Annotated in this window: 12 protein-coding genes; 2 read left to right on the top strand and 10 right to left on the bottom strand. The window is 40.3% G+C overall.

Annotation, left to right across the window (positions count from 1 at the left end):
- Positions 1-209: 209 nt before the first annotated feature.
- The gene (locus H5126_RS04535) at positions 210-704 is read right to left on the bottom strand and encodes a hypothetical protein (protein WP_182720664.1); all 495 of its coding nucleotides are present in this window, start codon (positions 702-704) and stop codon (positions 210-212) included.
- A 105-nt stretch (positions 705-809) separates the two neighbouring features.
- Here H5126_RS04535 and H5126_RS04540 point away from each other — a divergent pair, with 105 nt between their 5' ends.
- Complete coding sequence (locus tag H5126_RS04540; protein WP_182720663.1) at positions 810-1,778, top strand: integron integrase; 969 nt, start codon at positions 810-812, stop codon at positions 1,776-1,778.
- Positions 1,779-1,970: 192 nt separating this feature from the next.
- On the opposite strand, the gene H5126_RS04545 is transcribed toward H5126_RS04540, so the two are convergent.
- From H5126_RS04545 to H5126_RS04565, 5 genes are all read right to left on the bottom strand, one after another.
- Complete coding sequence (locus H5126_RS04545) at positions 1,971-4,226, bottom strand: acyl-CoA dehydrogenase (RefSeq protein ID WP_182720662.1); 2,256 nt, start codon at positions 4,224-4,226, stop codon at positions 1,971-1,973.
- Between the two features lie 653 nt (positions 4,227-4,879).
- The gene (locus H5126_RS04550; RefSeq protein WP_182720661.1) at positions 4,880-5,908 is read right to left on the bottom strand and encodes a zinc-binding dehydrogenase; all 1,029 of its coding nucleotides are present in this window, start codon (positions 5,906-5,908) and stop codon (positions 4,880-4,882) included.
- Between the two features lie 10 nt (positions 5,909-5,918).
- Positions 5,919-7,331: a TolC family protein gene (locus H5126_RS04555; RefSeq protein WP_182720660.1), complete on the bottom strand. Its 1,413-nt coding sequence runs from the start codon at positions 7,329-7,331 to the stop codon at positions 5,919-5,921.
- Entirely contained in the window at positions 7,324-10,476 is a 3,153-nt protein-coding gene (locus H5126_RS04560) for an efflux RND transporter permease subunit (protein ID WP_002958688.1), read from the bottom strand. Before H5126_RS04560 ends, H5126_RS04555 begins: the two co-directional genes overlap by 8 nt.
- A gap of 9 nt (positions 10,477-10,485) precedes the next feature.
- Positions 10,486-11,655, bottom strand: coding sequence for an efflux RND transporter periplasmic adaptor subunit (locus H5126_RS04565; RefSeq protein WP_024595653.1), 1,170 nt, complete (start codon positions 11,653-11,655; stop codon positions 10,486-10,488).
- A 119-nt stretch (positions 11,656-11,774) separates the two neighbouring features.
- Between H5126_RS04565 and H5126_RS04570 the strand changes: the two genes are divergently transcribed.
- Entirely contained in the window at positions 11,775-12,713 is a 939-nt protein-coding gene (locus H5126_RS04570; protein WP_002958690.1) for a LysR family transcriptional regulator, read from the top strand.
- Positions 12,714-12,723: 10 nt separating this feature from the next.
- Here the strand turns inward: H5126_RS04570 and H5126_RS04575 are convergent, their stop codons facing one another.
- From H5126_RS04575 to H5126_RS04590, 4 genes are all read right to left on the bottom strand, one after another.
- A complete protein-coding gene (locus H5126_RS04575; protein WP_182720659.1) occupies positions 12,724-13,761 on the bottom strand; it encodes a GGDEF domain-containing protein in 1,038 nt (345 codons plus the stop codon).
- A 168-nt stretch (positions 13,762-13,929) separates the two neighbouring features.
- Complete coding sequence (gene moaA / locus H5126_RS04580) at positions 13,930-14,901, bottom strand: GTP 3',8-cyclase MoaA (protein ID WP_182720658.1); 972 nt, start codon at positions 14,899-14,901, stop codon at positions 13,930-13,932.
- A 184-nt stretch (positions 14,902-15,085) separates the two neighbouring features.
- Complete coding sequence (locus H5126_RS04585; protein WP_182720657.1) at positions 15,086-17,377, bottom strand: xanthine dehydrogenase family protein molybdopterin-binding subunit; 2,292 nt, start codon at positions 17,375-17,377, stop codon at positions 15,086-15,088.
- A gap of 12 nt (positions 17,378-17,389) precedes the next feature.
- Complete coding sequence (locus H5126_RS04590) at positions 17,390-17,878, bottom strand: (2Fe-2S)-binding protein (RefSeq protein WP_182720656.1); 489 nt, start codon at positions 17,876-17,878, stop codon at positions 17,390-17,392.
- Positions 17,879-18,045: the final 167 nt, after the last annotated feature.

Below are 18,045 nucleotides of genomic sequence, written 5' to 3' on the forward strand. Positions count from 1 at the left end.
CCGACGAAATTACTTGCTTCATCCTATGTATTAACTCGCTCTAATTCGAGCTGAAGTAATTATGGCTTAAAAAGTGAAGCAAGGATCAGTGTGCTTAACTTGACAGTGGGAGTCATACCAACGCCCAAATAACGGGCTAAGTAGTGCTTGCTAAAATGTGGAACGAAGTGGAACCGAGCAAGCTCTACGTGTCCCAGTTTATTTGCTTGTTAGTTTTTCAATTGCACATGTAATTCTTTATCACTTTCAAAGAATATTGAAGCCAAGTAATTTATAGTTTCCAGTTCTTCCTTTGATACTTTGCCAGAATTTAGCAGACTAATAATGTGTGAACGAATCTGAGGTAATTTAGCTTCAATCATTGGCCAAGTTCCGTCATCAGCACCATTAATATTTTTCGTAACACGGACAATATTAAATACGTCTTCGGCAGTTAAATCCATTGCCGATTTGGCCATGATTTCATCGCCCAACTCAATCCTTAATGTTGAAACCCACTCCGGTTCCTGACCATTAACTTCCATTGTTCCACCCAGAATAATTAATACAGCAAATATATATTTAAACACTAAACTTCCCTGAAAAACTAACAATTTAATAGTGCGCTCATCGCGCATATTTCTGCCAACAATACTCTCATGTATTTTATAAATCATTTTTACCAAATAACTTAACACATTGCTATATATAATTTTTATTAGCATTCAAACTCTCAATAAAAGAGAAAATGCGCTCGCCGCTCATTTTCTTGAATATGTGTGCATCACAACTATACTGTATATAAAAACAGCGCCATTATTGGTAATAGTATGAAAACACGTTCCCCATTTTTAAATTATATAGCCGATTATATGTTGGTACGTCAGTATTCATTACGCACCGTAGATACCTACCTAAGATGGATTGCATCTTATATCCATTTTCATAATAAACGCCATCCCGCCTCAATGGGGGACAATGAAGTCGAACGCTACTTAGAACATTTAGTGTTAAAGCAAAACGTTGCACCACGTACGCAAGCCACCGCACTCAATTCATTGTCATTTTTATACAAGCACATAATAAAAAAAGAACTCTCATTAAATTTAAATTTTGCCCGTAGTAAAAAACAAGCAAAGCTCCCTGTAGTGATGACCCCAGAGGAAGTTAAAATGTTGATGGCTCATTTAAATAAGCGCTATTATTTAATTGCAGCCCTTATGTATGGAAGTGGCTTAAGAGTAATGGAAGCGGTGCAATTAAGAGTAAAAGATATTGATTTTGATTATAAATGCATTCAAGTATGGAATGGAAAAGGTAATAAACACCGCATTGTTACGCTGGCCACAGAGCTAATTCCTATGCTGAGAAATCAAATTTTGAACGTTGATGACTATTTAAAACTGGATTTAAATAATACGGAATATTCTGGCGTATGGATGCCATATGCTTTAACAAAAAAATATCCAAGTGCCGCAAAATCGCTTGCGTGGCAATATTTATTTCCTTCTCATATATTAAGTTCAGATCCTCAAAGTGGTGAAATAAGGCGACATCATTTTCATCACTCTTGTATTAGAAAAGAGATTAAAAAAGTCGTCCAAAAATCAGGGTTAACAAAAATAATAACACCTCATACATTGAGACACTCTTTTGCTACTCATCTACTGCAAAATGGCGCCGATATAAGAACTGTTCAAGCTCAGCTTGGCCATTCTGATGTTAAAACTACTCAAATTTATACCCATGTACTACAGCAAGGTGCTAACGGGGTTGTTAGCCCTTTTTCAAGATTATAAGCGTCTCTTTTTAATCCTCTACAGATACATATTCACTTTCAAACCAATACCGTCATCTATTTCTACTTTAAATAACACATAAAAAAGCCCCGCTTGTTTTTACACAAGCGGGGCCCCACACTAATTATTTACTCAAAAATAAAAGCGCCGATAGTGCGGGCGCTTTGCATCATTGAATTTAATTACTTTAACTTACTGATTAACTACGCTTTTAAGCGGGTTAATTGGCTGTGCGTTATCGTCTAGTATGTTCATATCAAAATCGAACTCATCTACACGAATCGCCTTTTCACGTTTGATGTTGTAATCAATTAACTGAACGTGTTCAGCTTGGGTAATTACGTTCGCCGCTAGTGCGTTATCAAGCGTAATGTTAAAACGTGCACCTGGTTTAATTACTTTAGCACGTAGTGCTTTTTTAACTTTAGCCAGCTCGCCAAGTGATGCCATTTTAGCTTTGTAAGCTTGCTCATTAATATGATGGCCATCGCCCACTACTGGTTTAACTAAATGCGTGATTTGCGCTTTAAATGCGGTATCTAGCTGAGCTTGCTTAGCTAGTTCGCGGATTAAATCGTCGCTAATTTTTGGCATTTTAGTTGAGTAGTTCATTGTAATGAAACGAATAAACTTACGTGTACCGCTTGCAGGGAAGTTATCTAAAAACTTATGCAATGCTTCTTCAGCACTTTGTAGTGCAAAACGCGTCGCGTAATGGAAATACGGCGCTGCTTGCTCACGGTCACTACTTGATACTTTTTGCTCGTAGTATTTAATTGATGCCATAGCTGCATATAAGAAGCTCATTACATCGCCTAAACGTGCCGATAGCATTTCTGCTTGTTTTAACTTACCGCCAAGTACAAGTAACGAAAAGTCTGCGTACACTGCAAGTTTTGCAGATAGTTTATGTACTGCTTTTTCGTAGTCGCGTACTTCTGGCAAATCAGAGTTTGCACTTGCTGTAAATGGTAAAACACCTAAGCGGAAAGCACGTAAGCTGTTTGCTGTGCTGTAGCCGATTGTTTTACGCAAAATGCCGTTAAATTCTTTATCTGCGCCTTTGTCTTCACTGTGAATTGACTCAACCATAGATTGTAAATATGGGTGACAACGCATAACACCTTGACCAAAGATCATTAGGTTACGTGTAAGAATGTTCGCGCCTTCTACCGTAATGGCAATCGGCTGAGCAACATAACCACTTGCTAATGTATTTTGTGGACCATTTTGAATCGCTTTACCTGCTTGTATATCCATTGCTGAATCAAGTACGTCGCGACCAAGCTCTGTCATATGGTATTTAGCGATTGCGGTTACTACTGATGGTTTTAAACCCATGCCTAAGCCTTCAGTTGTAAGTACGCGCATTGCTTCTTGTAGGTATGTTTTACCTGCAATGTCGGCTAGTTTTTCTTGAATACCTTCAAACTGGCCAATGGCTAAACCAAACTGTTCACGCACTGCTGCGTATTCAGATGCTGATTTAAATGCTACTTGTGCTGTACTAACACCTAGCGCAGGTAATGAAATACCACGGCCAGCACCTAAACAGCTAACCAGCATTTGCCAACCACGACCGATGTTTTTCTGTCCACCAATAACAAAATCCATTGGTACAAATACTTTGTTACCACGTGTAGTACCGTTGTAAAAACGAATACCCATTGGGTCGTGGCGATTACCAAGCTCTACACCTGGGTGCTCTTTAGGAATAAGTGCACAGGTAATGCCTAGGTTTTCTTTACCACCTAGTAGACCATCAGGGTCAACTACTTTAAATGCTAAACCAAGTACGGTAGCAATAGGTGCAAGTGTAATGTAGCGCTTGTCCCAAGTAATTTCTAAACCAAGGACTTCTTCGCCGTTGTACATACCTTTAGTTACTTTACCAACATCAGGAATACCACCTGCATCAGAACCCGCTTCTGGGCTTGTTAATGCAAAACATGGAATGTCTGTACCATTTGCTAGGCGTGGTAAGTAATGTGCTTGTTGTTCTTGCGTACCAAAGTGAAGTAATAACTCACCTGGGCCTAACGAGTTAGGAACCATTACGGTTACCGCAACTGCTGAGCTTTTAGTAGCAATTGTGCCAACAATGGTAGAGTTTGCATAAGGGCTAAACTCTAAACCACCAAACGACTTAGGAATGATAAGCGAGAAAAAACGCTCTTTTTTCAAAAATTCTAAGATGTCATTTGGTAAATGAATGCCGTTTTGAATCACTGAATCATCAATCATGCCCAGTAGTTCTTTTACTGGACCGTCTAAGAATGCTTGCTCGTCTGCGCTTAATGTAGCAGCAGGTACGTCGCGAAGTGCGCTGAAATCAGGTTTACCTTGGTAGATAGAACCTTCAAGCCATACATCACCCGCGTCTAGCGCTTCTTGTTCTGTGATAGAAATACTTGGTAATACTTTTTTTAGTTTTGTACGTAAACTCATGATTGAACTCATCCGACCAGCTAAATAATACCTACATTACGTCATAAAAAATCGTTTAGATCAATTACTCTATTCAATTAATTAACAGTTTTTTCAATTTATTTTCTTTACCTGAACGTAAACTGTTGAAACACAAAGGCTTACAGTTGTACGCTGAAAAAAAAGTATTTTGACTAAAATGATGAATAAAACAGCAAAAGCTCTAGGGTCTGTTGATCTTTGCGGATTAAAATTTGTTCAAACTAGGGGCTATTTAATCGCAGCGCGAGGTTTGTAACCTAGTGGGCTAAGTAAAAACCGAGCAAAGCTTCCGCGTCCTGCTCACGCCCCTTACCTACATCCATGTAGGCAACAAAGAGTAAATAGCCCCTAGGAAGAACCCTTTGGGCAGCGCCTGTTTGGCATTAATGCTACGTTATCGCCCATTTATGGGGAATAACCACACTACATAGGCTCTGCCTTGCCTAAATACCAAACAGACTGCTGCAAATTCAACCTTGAAAGATCAACAGACCCTAGCGCTGTATCTATTTTTTGATGGGCATAAAAAAACGCAGCACAAATAGGCTACGTTTTTATTCAATTTATAGAGGCTACATTATCAGTTAATCTAACTAAAACTACTTAAATTTAAATCAAATTGTATAAGCGCTTCACTTAGCAACTTTAACAACTTGCTTGCCGGTAAAACCACCAGCAAGTTGTTTATTAAGCGCTTGCGATACTGACTCAGCACTAAAGTCTACGGGCGTTATTTCTGGGTGTTTAATGTCGCCACTAACAGCTCCTTCAAGTAACAGGTTGCCCATAAAGCTCAAGCGTTGTTGTGCACATAAACTATTAGCAAGCCATGCCCCACCAATCGATACAACGCTAATATTCGGCGCTCGGTGATACATTAAGTCTTGATCAAAACAAGGGAGTGGATTTAAGCAGGCAATACGTCCGCAAAAACGCATTAACTCAATATTACGCTGAGTACACTCTCCACCTATCGTATCAATAACCGCATCAAAGCCTTGCGGGCCAAGTTCTCTGCGGATTTTTTCGCATAGCTTTTTATCGCTATAGTCAAAAACCACATCAGCGCCTAGCTGCTTAACCAATTTATGGTTACGCTTTGATGCCGTGGTAAATACATCTGCGCCACGCTGTTTTGCATATTGAATAGCAAACTGCCCTACCGCTCCGGCTCCGCCTTCAATAAAAATAGTATCGCCTTCACTAATGCCTATTTTATCTAAGCTGATAAGTGCTGCCATACCGGCGCATGGAAGTGTTGCTGCAATGGCCGGATTTAAACCGCTTGGCACAACCGACACTGCAAAGTTAGGTACTTTGGTGTATTCGCTCAAAGCACCTTGCTCACCAATGTTGGCGTGCCACATAACGCGCTGGCCAACATTTGGAAACACACCTTTATTAGCTTTAACCACAACACCTACGGCATCTAAGCCTAAAATGTGTGGATACTGCCATTTACAAAAGCCTGTTTTAGCAAATTGACCATCAACTGGATTTAAACCAACGTACTCTACTTTTACAAGCAGCTCGTTATCTGCACAGTCTGGAACAGGCAGCTCAGCATCTGCTAAGTCAATTGCTTCATTTGGTTCTGGCAGTACAATAGCGCGCATCGTTTGCGGGATAATGTATTCATGTAAATTTTCAGTATTTGGCATCAATATAACTCTACTTATTAGTGTCGTTTAACGCATAACTCCATTGGCCATTAAATGACTGGTAAGCATTTACTTTGGCAAGCAGTGAAGAAATTGTTGTTTCAACAGCATTTTCTTGTGCTATTAAAACATCCTGACGCGCATCTAACAACTCAAGGTAAGGAATTTGGCCTTCTTCATACATTGCTTGGGCTTGTAAAAATGCTTTATTAGCAAAGTCATAGCGCTCATCTGCAAAGCGTTTTTGCTGTGCTTGATTGACCAACAATTGCAGTGAAAGTTCACTTTCACTTAGTGCAGTTAATACCACTTGTTGATAATCGCTGTATGCGGCTTCACTTAAAAACTGCTGCGCGTCGCGCTGTGCTAATAATGCTGGGTAACTTAATAACGACCATTGTAACTGCGGCGCTACTTGCCACTGCTGTTCGGTATTTTTTAAGCCTGTGCTGTCTATACTCACAACCCCTGCAAATGCAGATAAGCTAATATCTGGTAATAACGCTTTGCTAGCTGCAACACTTAAACTATTTGCTTGGCTAAAGTCAAACAGTGCACGGCTAATATCAGGACGTAAGGCAATGGCATTATTAGCGTTTTTTAATGCTACGCTAAAGTCACGTTCAAGCACGCCTTGCTCGTTTTCAATAGCAATATTTTGCGCTAACTCACCGCTTAGTACTGCAAGAGCAGATAAATCGCTGTATTTTGCATACTCAATAGCAGGCATTAATGCTTGTTGCTGCCTAAGCTGCGCCATCGTACGGTTTAAATCAAGCTCGTTTGCGACGCCTTCGTCAACTCGGGCTTGAAGAACGTCAATACTTTGCTCAAGCGCTTCAATTTGAAGTGCTACAATGTGTTGTTTTTCAACATTACCTTGATAACTTACAAAGCCTTTAACAACTGACGATACTACTTCAATTTGCAGTAAACGTACTTGCTCTGCTTGGCTCATGGCCGATGCATTTGCAGCATCAACCAACGCCGTTATGCGACCAAATAAATCTAGTTGCCAATCAAGTGCAACGTTTGCACTTGATTGACGGTCAAACACGCTTGGTGCATCGCTTCGAGCTGCGCCAACATTTACGCCACCTTGTGGTAGGTATTGAGCTTTTTGCTCTCCTAATCGCGCTAATGCACTTTTAAGTGTTAACTGGCTTGTTTGCAAATTATAGTTATTTGCAAGCGCACCAGTAACAAGCTCATTTAGTTGATCAGAATTAAGCTTTTTCCACCAGTTTGTTTCATCAGCAACGCTAACGTTACTCGCAATATTAGCTTTAGCAACAAATTCGTTAACGGCTTTTTGCTCGCCCATGGTGTCTATTTTACTCGCGCACCCGGCTAAAAACGCAGCGACTAATACCGCACTGACAGTTAGACTTGTTTTAAGCCTTTTTTGCATTAATTTAGTCATGAGTATTCTCCTGCGCTTTCTCTTTTTTGTTAGTCACTAACATATAAAATACCGGCGTAAACAATAGGCCAAACACGGTTACACCTATCATGCCTGAGAATACTGCGTTACCCATTGCGTGTCGCATTTCGGCGCCCGCACCGGTGGCAAGTACTAACGGTACAACACCTGCTGTAAATGCAATTGACGTCATTAATATTGGGCGCAAGCGCATACGACATGCCTCAAGTATTGCCTCTAAGTGCGATAAGCCTGAGTCGTGTCTATCTTTTGCAAACTCAACCATCAATATTGCATTTTTAGAAGCCAACGCGACCAGTACTATTAACGCTATTTGGGTGAATATGTTGTTGTCAGAGCCGACAAACCACACACCTAACAAGGCTGAGAAAATAGTCATTGGTACAATTAATATAATTGCCAGTGGTAAACGTAAGCTCTCGTACTGCGCTGCAAGTACCATAAATACAAGTAATACAACTAACGGGAATACATAAACCATGGTGTTACCGGCAAGTACTTGTTGGTACGTTACTTCAGTCCACTCATATTCAATACCTGTTGGTAGTGTGTCTGCGAGTACTTTTTCAATAGCAACTTGTGCTTGATCAGAGCTATAACCTGGCGCTGGGCTACCATTTAGTTCTGCACTTGGGTAACCGTTGTAATGCATAACACGGTCAGGACCAATTGTTGGTGTTACTGTTAATACAGAGCCTAGTGGCACCATATTACCTGAGCGGTTTCGTACTTTTAAATTAAGTATTTGATCAGGGTCTAAGCGGTAGTCAGCATCAGCCTGTGCATTTACTTGGTACGTACGACCAAACATATTAAAGTCATTTACGTACACAGAGCCTAAGTAAATTTGCAGTGCATTAAATACTTCATCAAGTGGAATACCTTGAATAAGCGCTTGTTCGCGGTCAATATCAATATCCATTTGTGGAACTTGGATACGGAAACTTGAGTACAGGCCCATTAATGCTGGGTCTTGTTGCGCTTTACCAATAACGGCTTGCAGGCTATTAAATAGTGCCTCAAATCCTTTATTAGCTCTGTCTTCTATTTGCAGTTTAAAACCACCTGTAGTGCCCAAACCTTGAATTGGCGGCGGTGGAAATACCGCTACAAATGCCTCATCAATTGCAGCAAAACGTTTATTCAACTGCGCCGCTATCGCCATCGCTGATTGGCTTGGGTCGGTACGTTTGTCAAAGCTCTCAAGTGGTGTAAATACAATGCCGCTGTTAGGGCTGTTTGTAAAACCGTTCACTGATAAGCCAGGAAAAGCAACAGTATGTGCAACGCCTGGGACTTCTAATGCAATTTGCTGCATTTGAGCAAGTACGTCTTCAGTACGATCAAGGCTTGATGCGTCAGGTAACTGCGCAATAGCCACTAAATACTGTTTGTCTTGCTGTGGAATAAAGCCACCTGGTACGGTATCAAATAACTTAATTGTGCCGCCAACAAGTGCAATATAAGCCACCATTACAACAACGGTCATACGGATTAGTTTTTGTACCAGTTTTTCGTACCCTTTAGCTCCACGATTAAATACGCGGTTAAATGGTTTAAACAACCAACGTCCAAACAATTTATTAAGTAAACGCGTGAACGCATCTGGTTTTGCATCGTGTGATTTTAATAACAATGCAGCAAGCGCAGGCGATAACGTGAGTGAGTTAAACGCTGAGATAATCGTCGAAATTGTAATTGTAAGTGCAAATTGCTTATAAAATTGACCAGACAGCCCGGTAATAAACGCAGTAGGAATAAATACAGCACTTAGTACCAGCGCAATGGCAATAATAGGGCCTGTTACTTCGCTCATTGCAACGCGGGTTGCTTCAAGTGGCGATAAGCCTTTTTCGATATTACGCTCTACGTTTTCAACAACTACAATAGCATCATCTACAACAATACCTATGGCCAAAACTAAACCAAACAGCGACAAGGTATTAATTGAGACACCTAACCACTGCATTACGGCAAATGTACCAATAAGTGAAATAGGCACAGCAATTAGCGGAATAATTGATGCACGCCACGTTTGTAAAAATACAATAACAACAATAACTACCAGTACAATTGCTTCAAGCAAAGTGGCAATTACCGCGTCAATTGAGCCGCGAACGAATACCGTAGGGTCGTACACAATGTCGTATTCAACACCAGTAGGGAAATCTTTTGATAAGCGCGCCATTGTTTCGCGTACTTGATCAGAAAGCTCAATAGCGTTTGAACCTGGGCGTTGAAATATTGGCATTGCAAGAGCTGGTTGGTTGTCAAGCTCTGCACGCAGTGCGTAAGTGTCTTGACCTAAATCAACACGGGCTATATCAGATAAGCGCGTTAACTGACCTTCGTCGCCTACTTTAATAATAACTTGTTCAAATTCTTCAATACTGTTTAAACGACCTTTAACGTTTAACAGTATTTGAAATTGACTGTCGTTTGAAATTGGTTGCGCACCTAAGCTACCTGCAGCAACTTGCTGGTTTTGCGAGCGAAGTGCTGTTACTACATCTGTTGCTGTTAATTCGCGTGCAGCAAGTGCATCTGGGTTTAGCCATACTCGCATTGAGTATTTGCCAGCACCAAACATGCGAATATCACCTACGCCTGGTAAGCGCGCAATTTCATCTTTAATGTTTAAATCAGCATAGTTAGATAAGTAAGCTGTGTCGTGCGTTTTTTCAGGTGAGTATAAATGTACTACCATGGTTAAATCGGGTGATGACTTTTCAGCCACAACACCTAAACGTTGTACTTCTTCTGGCAAACGCGGAAGTGCACTGTTTACACGGTTTTGTACTTGTACTTGAGCACGGTCTAAATCGGTACCTAACGCAAATGTTACCGTTAGAGTCATACGGCCATCGCTAGTACCTTGCGAAAACATATACAACATGTTTTCAGTACCGTTAATTTCTTGCTCCAGCGGTGTTGCCACTGTTTGCGCAATAACGGTAGGGTTAGCACCTGGGTAGTTGGCGGTAACAACAACTGTTGGAGGAACTACTTCTGGGTATTCACTTACTGGTAATTGGAATAGTGATATGCCACCAGCAATTAAAATAACCAACGACAGCATAGCCGCAAATATTGGGCGCTGTATAAAGAAATGCGAAAATTTCATCAATAAACCTTATTGCTTAGCCACAAGTTGTGCGTTGTCGTTTGACAATGTAAATGCCACACCGCTTGTATCAATTGTTACTGTTTGCGGAGAGATTGGCATACCAGGACCTACGCGAGCAGGACCATTTACAGCAATTACATCACCTTCGTTAAGGCCTGAAGTAACCGCACGTAATGCACCGTAACGTTCACCAATAGTAATTAGTTTGTATTCAAGTACGTTGTTTTCGCCAACGGTTAGTACAAAGCGATTTTTTAAGTCAGTACCAATTGCACGTTCTGGGATAATAATAGCGTCGCTAATAGAATTGGCTGCAAGCTTGATACGTGCAAACGAGCCTGCGCGTAATTGGTTGTTGTCTTCATTAAATACCGCACGTACACGTAATGTGCCCGTTGATGAATTAATTTGGTTATCAATAAAGTTAATGTAGCCTTTGTATGCAAAATCACTTTGACCGACTTTTTGCATTACAACAGTTTGGTGGCTCGCAGCAGTAACATCATTAAAAGAGCTATTCCATGTGCGCTCATCAACATCAAAGTAAGCGTACATAGCTTGGTTTGAAACAATTGACGTTAATACGCTTTGACCCGCAAGTACGTTATTACCTTTAGTAATATTTGCACGAGAAATAATGCCATCAATTGGTGATACTACTGACGTAAACTCTAAATCAAGTTCTGCTGAAGTAAGTTGTGCTTGCAGTGCAGAAAGCTGTGCTTCGCGTTGGCGCAGTGTTGAAGTGCGCGCTTGTGCTTGCTCTGTAGAGATTGCCTTACGGTCTAATAAGCGTACCGCACGTTTGTCTTCACTTTTAGCTTGTTCTAAGGCGGCTTCTGCACTTTTAATTTGCGCTTTTAAGCTTGCAACAACCGCTGCAAATGGGCGAGCATCTAATTGAAATAAAACATCGCCTTCTTTAACCACGTCGCCTTCTTTAAATTCAATGCTATCGATGATTCCTGATACACGCGGCATTAAAGCAACTTCTTGTGGAGACTCTAAACGAGTTGTATATGTGTGCCAGCTCTGTACCGGCTTAACAAGCACCTGTGCTACATCAATTGGTTGAAGTTGCTGTGCAGGTGCTGATTGAGCTGTGCTCTCATCAGCACAACCCGCAAGTGTTAAAGAGGCCGCAGTAAGTGCAGCAGCAATTAGATGTTTGTTCATGAAGACGCTCCATTATTGATTAGCCTCGCATAATACGGATTAAACCCGTGTGTAAAAACCATAGATTTTTAAATTCATTAATGCCAAAATGGCATCAATAGATTGGTTAAGGTGTAATAATGGATACAACAAGTCGACTTTTAATGTTACTTGAAGTAGTTGAGCAAGGCTCTTTTGCTAAAGCTGCAGAAATACGCAACATAGATCGCTCTGTTATATCTAAACAAATTAGCCGTTTAGAGGATGAGTTAGGCGTTAGGTTACTTAACCGAACTACCCGTTCATTTTCGCTCACAGCGGCAGGCGCCGAAATGATCAAAAAAGCCGCTGAGCTTAGAGAGCTGCTCGGCGAAACCGTGCGCATGGCTGAAAACTACCATTTAGAGCCGCGCGGGGTGTTAAAAATCACTTCATCAACACTTATTGGTCGTCGTTATTTACAACCTGTACTTAATGATTTTCAAAAACGCTTTCCGCAAGTAGAAGTTGAACTGCGTTTAGACGATAGATTAGTAGACATAGTCTCTGAAGGATTTGATTTGGCTTTTCGTGTAGGAGAGCCTAAAGACTCGTCACTTATTGCACGTAAAATAGCGCGTAACCGGTTATTAATTTTAGCTGCGCCACAGTTTATTGAAACTTATGGTATGCCAAAAACAATGGAAGAGTTAGCGAAATTACCAGCAGCAAGCTATGCCAGTAATTCTATTCGAGTAGAAGCAATAGATTATTACGATAGTAAAGGTGAGCGCTGCGAGCAAAAAATAAAAAGTGTGTTTAGGGCAAATGATGCAGAATCATTATTAATGAAAACATTGTCGGGCACCACTTACTTTGTTGCCCCTGCATTTATTATTGGTGATGAAATAATACAGGGTAAGCTAGTGCCTTTATTAACCGATGTAAAACTGATGGAGTTTAGCGCTATGTATGCCGTATATCCGCATCGAGATTTACCGGTAAGAACCCGATTATTTTTTGATGCTGTGCGCGAGCATTTAGGAAAAGATAAACCGATTTGGGAAAACGGGATCCCTAACTTTGAACAAATGTACTAAGTAGCACGACTTACGCAACAACTGCCTCGTAATCATTTTCTGTTTTAAACTTACAATACACTTTATTGCGACCAAATTGCTTTGCTTTATATAACTGTTTATCTGCTTGGTTTACAAAGCTTTCCAATGAATTGGTACTTTTAAATTTTGCCACACCAATGCTGGTTGTCACATTGATTGCAAGGCCGTCAATGTCAAATGTGGTACTTTCAAAACATGCCCTTATTTGTTCGGCAGTTTTAAGCGCGGCCTCATCATTTTCAAAAGAGCTAAATAAAGCAAACTCCTCACCGCCTACTCTAAATACATACCCTCTAGCGAGTATAACTCTTAGTAAAGTTGCTACTTCAATAAGCACTTGGTCACCCACACCATGGCCATATTCATCATTTACTTGTTTAAAAAAATCTAAATCAAGTAAGAATAAATATAACTGTGATTTATCTTGTAGTTCTACTTCAAAGTAGTGGTTCATTGAAAGGCGATTGCCTGCACCCGTTAATGGGTCAAGTAACGCTAAATTTTTAAGTCGCCTTGAAAAGTGTGAACGACTCCCTTCAAAAACATGAGAAATCGCCCAAATACTTAAATAAGCACAGAGTAGATTAAGAGATAAGTTAAAAGTTTCAAAGGGGGCAAGTGTAGACTTACTCCCTAAAATAAACACTTGGATAACTAATAAATTTGCAGAGAAAATTATACCATATTGTTTACCTAGTAACAGGTAGTACAAAATAGGTAATGCAAACGACCATACAAACACACCATTACTAGGCGTTGCTAAGGATGTACCTATAATAATAATTAACGTTACCAGTGCACACATTATTAAGGATTGCCAAAACTGTAGTGGACGGCGTTTAAGTGAAATATAAGTAAATATACAATAAATAGAAAAACAGATTTCGATATAGCCTAGCAATGGAAAATTATTTACGGTCAAATTAACACTCGCAAATACTAGCGATAAAAAACCAAAACAAAGACACATCCCTCTCAGGACGTCCTTTCTTAATGATTTAGTGCTATTAAGGGCCGCTATATCCATTCTAATCACTTAATAAAAATAAAAAGTAAGTTTAACGTGAAAATACAATTTAACAAGCTTTGTTCATATAAACCACGTAGATACAACCAGTTATTTACATTTTAGGGATAATGTAGTGTATTTTAGAAACACGTTTGATACTTTAATATCACTAAGTGGCTTTAACAACTAGCCACCTAACATGGATAAATTAGTAGTAATACCTGTATTACCCTGGTGTAAAAGGTGAGTTGGCTTCTTAGTTTTAATATAACGAGATAACAATGCCATTAATTCACTATTCGAACTGTCGTTCATATATTCTCTTAGCGAAATACCCTCTTCAGAAAACAAACACAAGTGCAGATTTCCTTTTGCTGTAACCCTTAGTCGATTACAGGTACTACAAAAATCATTGCTGTAAGGCATTATTAAACCAATTCTGCCTTGATAATCAGGATGCGCAAACTCTTGAGCAGGACCTGCTGATGCACTACGCGCAACTTGCTGCCAACCCGTTTGTAATAGCTGAGTTTTTAAAACTTGCCCAGAAACATGGTTAGCATCAAAAAAGGCTTTGTTGTCGTTTGTTTGCATCAATTCTATAAAGCGGATGGTAACGGGGCGGTGTTTAACCCAATTTAAAAATGTATCAAACTCTTTTGCGTTGTATTGCTTCATCAGCACGCTGTTTATTTTTACCGAATCAATAGCCGTTTCAAGCGCAGTATCAATACCTTTCATTACTGAGGTAAATTTGTCATGCCCAGTAATGGTGTTAAACATGCGCGGATCTAAGCTATCAATACTTACATTAATGGCGTTTAAGCCTGCATCTACCCAGTCATGAATATTCTTATGAAGAGAAAAACCATTGCTAGTCATTGCAATTTTTTTTATGCCCGCAACATCTTTTGCCGCGCGAACAACATCTATAAAGTCTTTTCTAAGGGTTGGCTCTCCGCCAGTGATCCTTACTTTTTCAATACCATGGTGTGCAAACGCTTTAAGCGTATTGCTAATTTCATCAATTGTGAGGAACCCACGGTCGTGACCGCCCTGATAACCATCTGGTAAACAATAAACACACTTAAAATTACATACATCCGTAATAGACAAACGTAAGTAACTAAACTCTCGCCCTGTTGGGTCGATTAGCATAAATAAACCTTAACTAATATCAACACGTAATAACAACCTAATACCAATTTGCACTAATACTTAATCGTTTAATTAAGCAAACTGGTATAAACAACGCTACCTATTGATACATAAATAATAATTACATAAATATATTTAATAACTAAAGGGGCAGCCTAAAGCATACCCCTTAGTTATTTTTGTTTTACGCTTTTAAGCCTTTTTTAAGTTCGCTTGGCTTCATTGGTAGGTCACGTAAACGCACGCCTACAGCATTAAACACTGCATTACCAATAGCAGGAGCAACTCCTATCACGCCAGGCTCACCTAAACCAACTGGAAACTCATCGCTTTGTAAAAACTCTATGTCCATATCTGGCACATCTTGCATTCTTAGCGGTAAATAAGTATTAAAGTTAGTCGCAGATACTTGCCCATCTTTATACGTATTTGATTCATGCAATGCAAGGCTGCTACCCCATAGTAACGACCCTTCAATTTGTGCCAGTGCGCCATCTGGGTGAACTATTAAGCCCGCATCTACAACAACATAAAGCTTTTTAAGCGTTATTTTACCACTATCACGGTTAACGTGAACATGCGCTGCGGTTGCAAGCCATGCTGGCATGGTACGTTCTTGCCCTGAGCTTACAGAAAAACCAATACCTTCGTCTTTCGCCAATTTTACAGAAGCTACTTTGTCAGACACTGTTTTAAGCACATTACGTAAGCGCAGTGCTCCGCCAATGCTCTCAGGTGCTTTACCTGCTTGCTTGCCTTTACCATCTAACATTTCAATTCTAAATTGAACAGGATCTTTGCCTTGCTTATGGGCAATTTCATCAATAAACGACTCAAGACTCCATGCAATCCAGCCTGGCCCTACTGAACGTAACCAACCTGGATTAAAGGTGCTTTGTGCAACTTCGTTATTAATAGCGCGTGCACGATGACTGCTCATGCTATACCAATGATCAGCGCCTGATGCCGAAAATGCATCAAATTTACCTTTGCCATCAACACCCGGTGATAAAAACCCTGGTGCCATAGCTTTAGTAGGCCAACCAGCAGCAAATGCATGTTCCATTCCTGTGAAGGTACCATTTTTATCAAACGACGCCGTCATTTTTGCAGCAGATGCAGAACGAGACTGATCGAATAAACTATCGTCTGCTCGTGTAAATACCAGTTTTACTGGTTTACCTACTGCTTTTGCAGTTAGAGCCGCAGGTACAGTCCAGTCACCAAATAATCGACGACCAAAACCACCACCTAAATAATAAGGACGAATAATTACTTTGTTTTGTTCTATATCGAGTGCTTTAGCAAGCGCTGGTAACGTAAGTGACTGCCACTGGTTACCTGTATGAATAATCCAATTTCCGTCTTTAAACTCTGCAACCGCATTTAATGGCTCTAGCTGATAATGACTCGCTGTCGCTGTGGTATACATTGATTCTAACGACTCACTAGCGTCTGCTTGAGTTTTCTTTATATCGCCTTCATCAACAAACAAAGTACCCGAGTCGCGTTGCTCGCATAATCGCTTACCTTCTTTTTGAATATCAGCTTCAGATATATTTGCCGACTCACCCTTTTTGTAACTCACCTTTAAAGCATCTACTGCTTTAATGGCACTTGGGTAACTATCAGCTAATACAACAACCCAGCCTTGCACTGTGTTACTAGGGTCATTTAAAATTTCATAGCCTTTGTAACCTTTAATTGCTTTTGCTGCACTATCATCAACGTTTGTTACTGTACTGCCATAACGAGTTGGTGGAATAACTGGACGCGCGTACAGCATGCCTTCAACTTCTACATCTATCCCATATACTGCTGTACCATTTGTTTTGGCTGGTATATCAAGCGCTTTAAAATCTTGTTTAAGCCCAGTTAAATGACGTTTATTAGCAGGTTTTAGTGGAAGGTTTGCAACTTCATCACTAGTAAATGTACGATTAAATTCGCCCTTTTTAACTATGTCTGCGTAACTAACCGATTTTTCGCCTGCAATAATATAGCCCTTTTCAGCACGACATTTATCTGCAGGCACGCCGAGCAATTTAGCTCCAGCTTCTATTAATGCAATTCGACCCGCAGCGCCGGCTTGAGATAATGGCTTGAAGCTTTGAAATACAGACCATGAACCACCCGTTACCATAAAGCCCCATTTTTCATGAGTATCTACATAGGTAATTGATACTTTATCCCAATCACATTCAAGCTCATCAGCCACAATACGCGCAAGAGCAGTACCAATATGTTGACCCATTTCAGCTTTAGCAATACTTACTTCTACAGCGCCGTCGGTGCTCATAGTCCACCAAATAGTGGGTGAAAAAGTCTGTTGCGCAATTGATTCTTTTGCACTGAGCGAACCCGAAAATAACGCAGGGGCAAACGCCATGACTAAGCCTGCGCTAGCAGTGCCAATCATAAACGAGCGACGATTTAAATTAACGGTTTCGCTATTTTTTTGAAATAATTTTTTCATTATCGGCTCCAGTTAAGCGTCTTGTGCATTTGGATCAAATATATTTACTACACTTTGTGACTCATCTGCAGCGCGTTGAATAGCAGTTTTAATACGTTTATAAGCCATACAGCGACAGTAGTTACCATCCATATGGCTTACTATTTCTTCATCTGAAGGACTTGGATTAGCTGCCAGTAATGTAGCAGCTTGCATTATTTGCCCCGACTGACAGTAACCGCACTGTGGTACTTGCTCTTCAACCCATGCTTTTTGAAGTGGGTGTTCGTTATTAAGCCCTTCAATTGTGGTAATGTTTTTTCCTGCAATAGCGCCAATTGGTAAAACACAGGAGCGAGTTGCTTGCCCATCTAAATGCACCGTACACGCACCACACATTGCAATACCGCAACCAAACTTCGTACCTTTTAATCCAATTTCATCGCGAATAACCCATAATAATGGTGTATCTTCACTTGCGTGTGATTCAACCACCTTGCCATTAATTGTAAACGTCACCATAGCTTGCCCCTTGATTAAGCTTTATAACCTGCGTTTAAATTGTTTAATTTAAACGCAGGTTATAACAGTTAAGATTGTTGTAACTACTAATCCATAACACATATAGTTACCGCATCAGCTACATTAACAGCTTAATACCATAACCACTGCACTAAAGCGTTAGCGCA

This window comes from Pseudoalteromonas sp. SG45-3 (assembly GCF_014164075.1).
Lineage (GTDB): Bacteria > Pseudomonadota > Gammaproteobacteria > Enterobacterales > Alteromonadaceae > Pseudoalteromonas > Pseudoalteromonas distincta.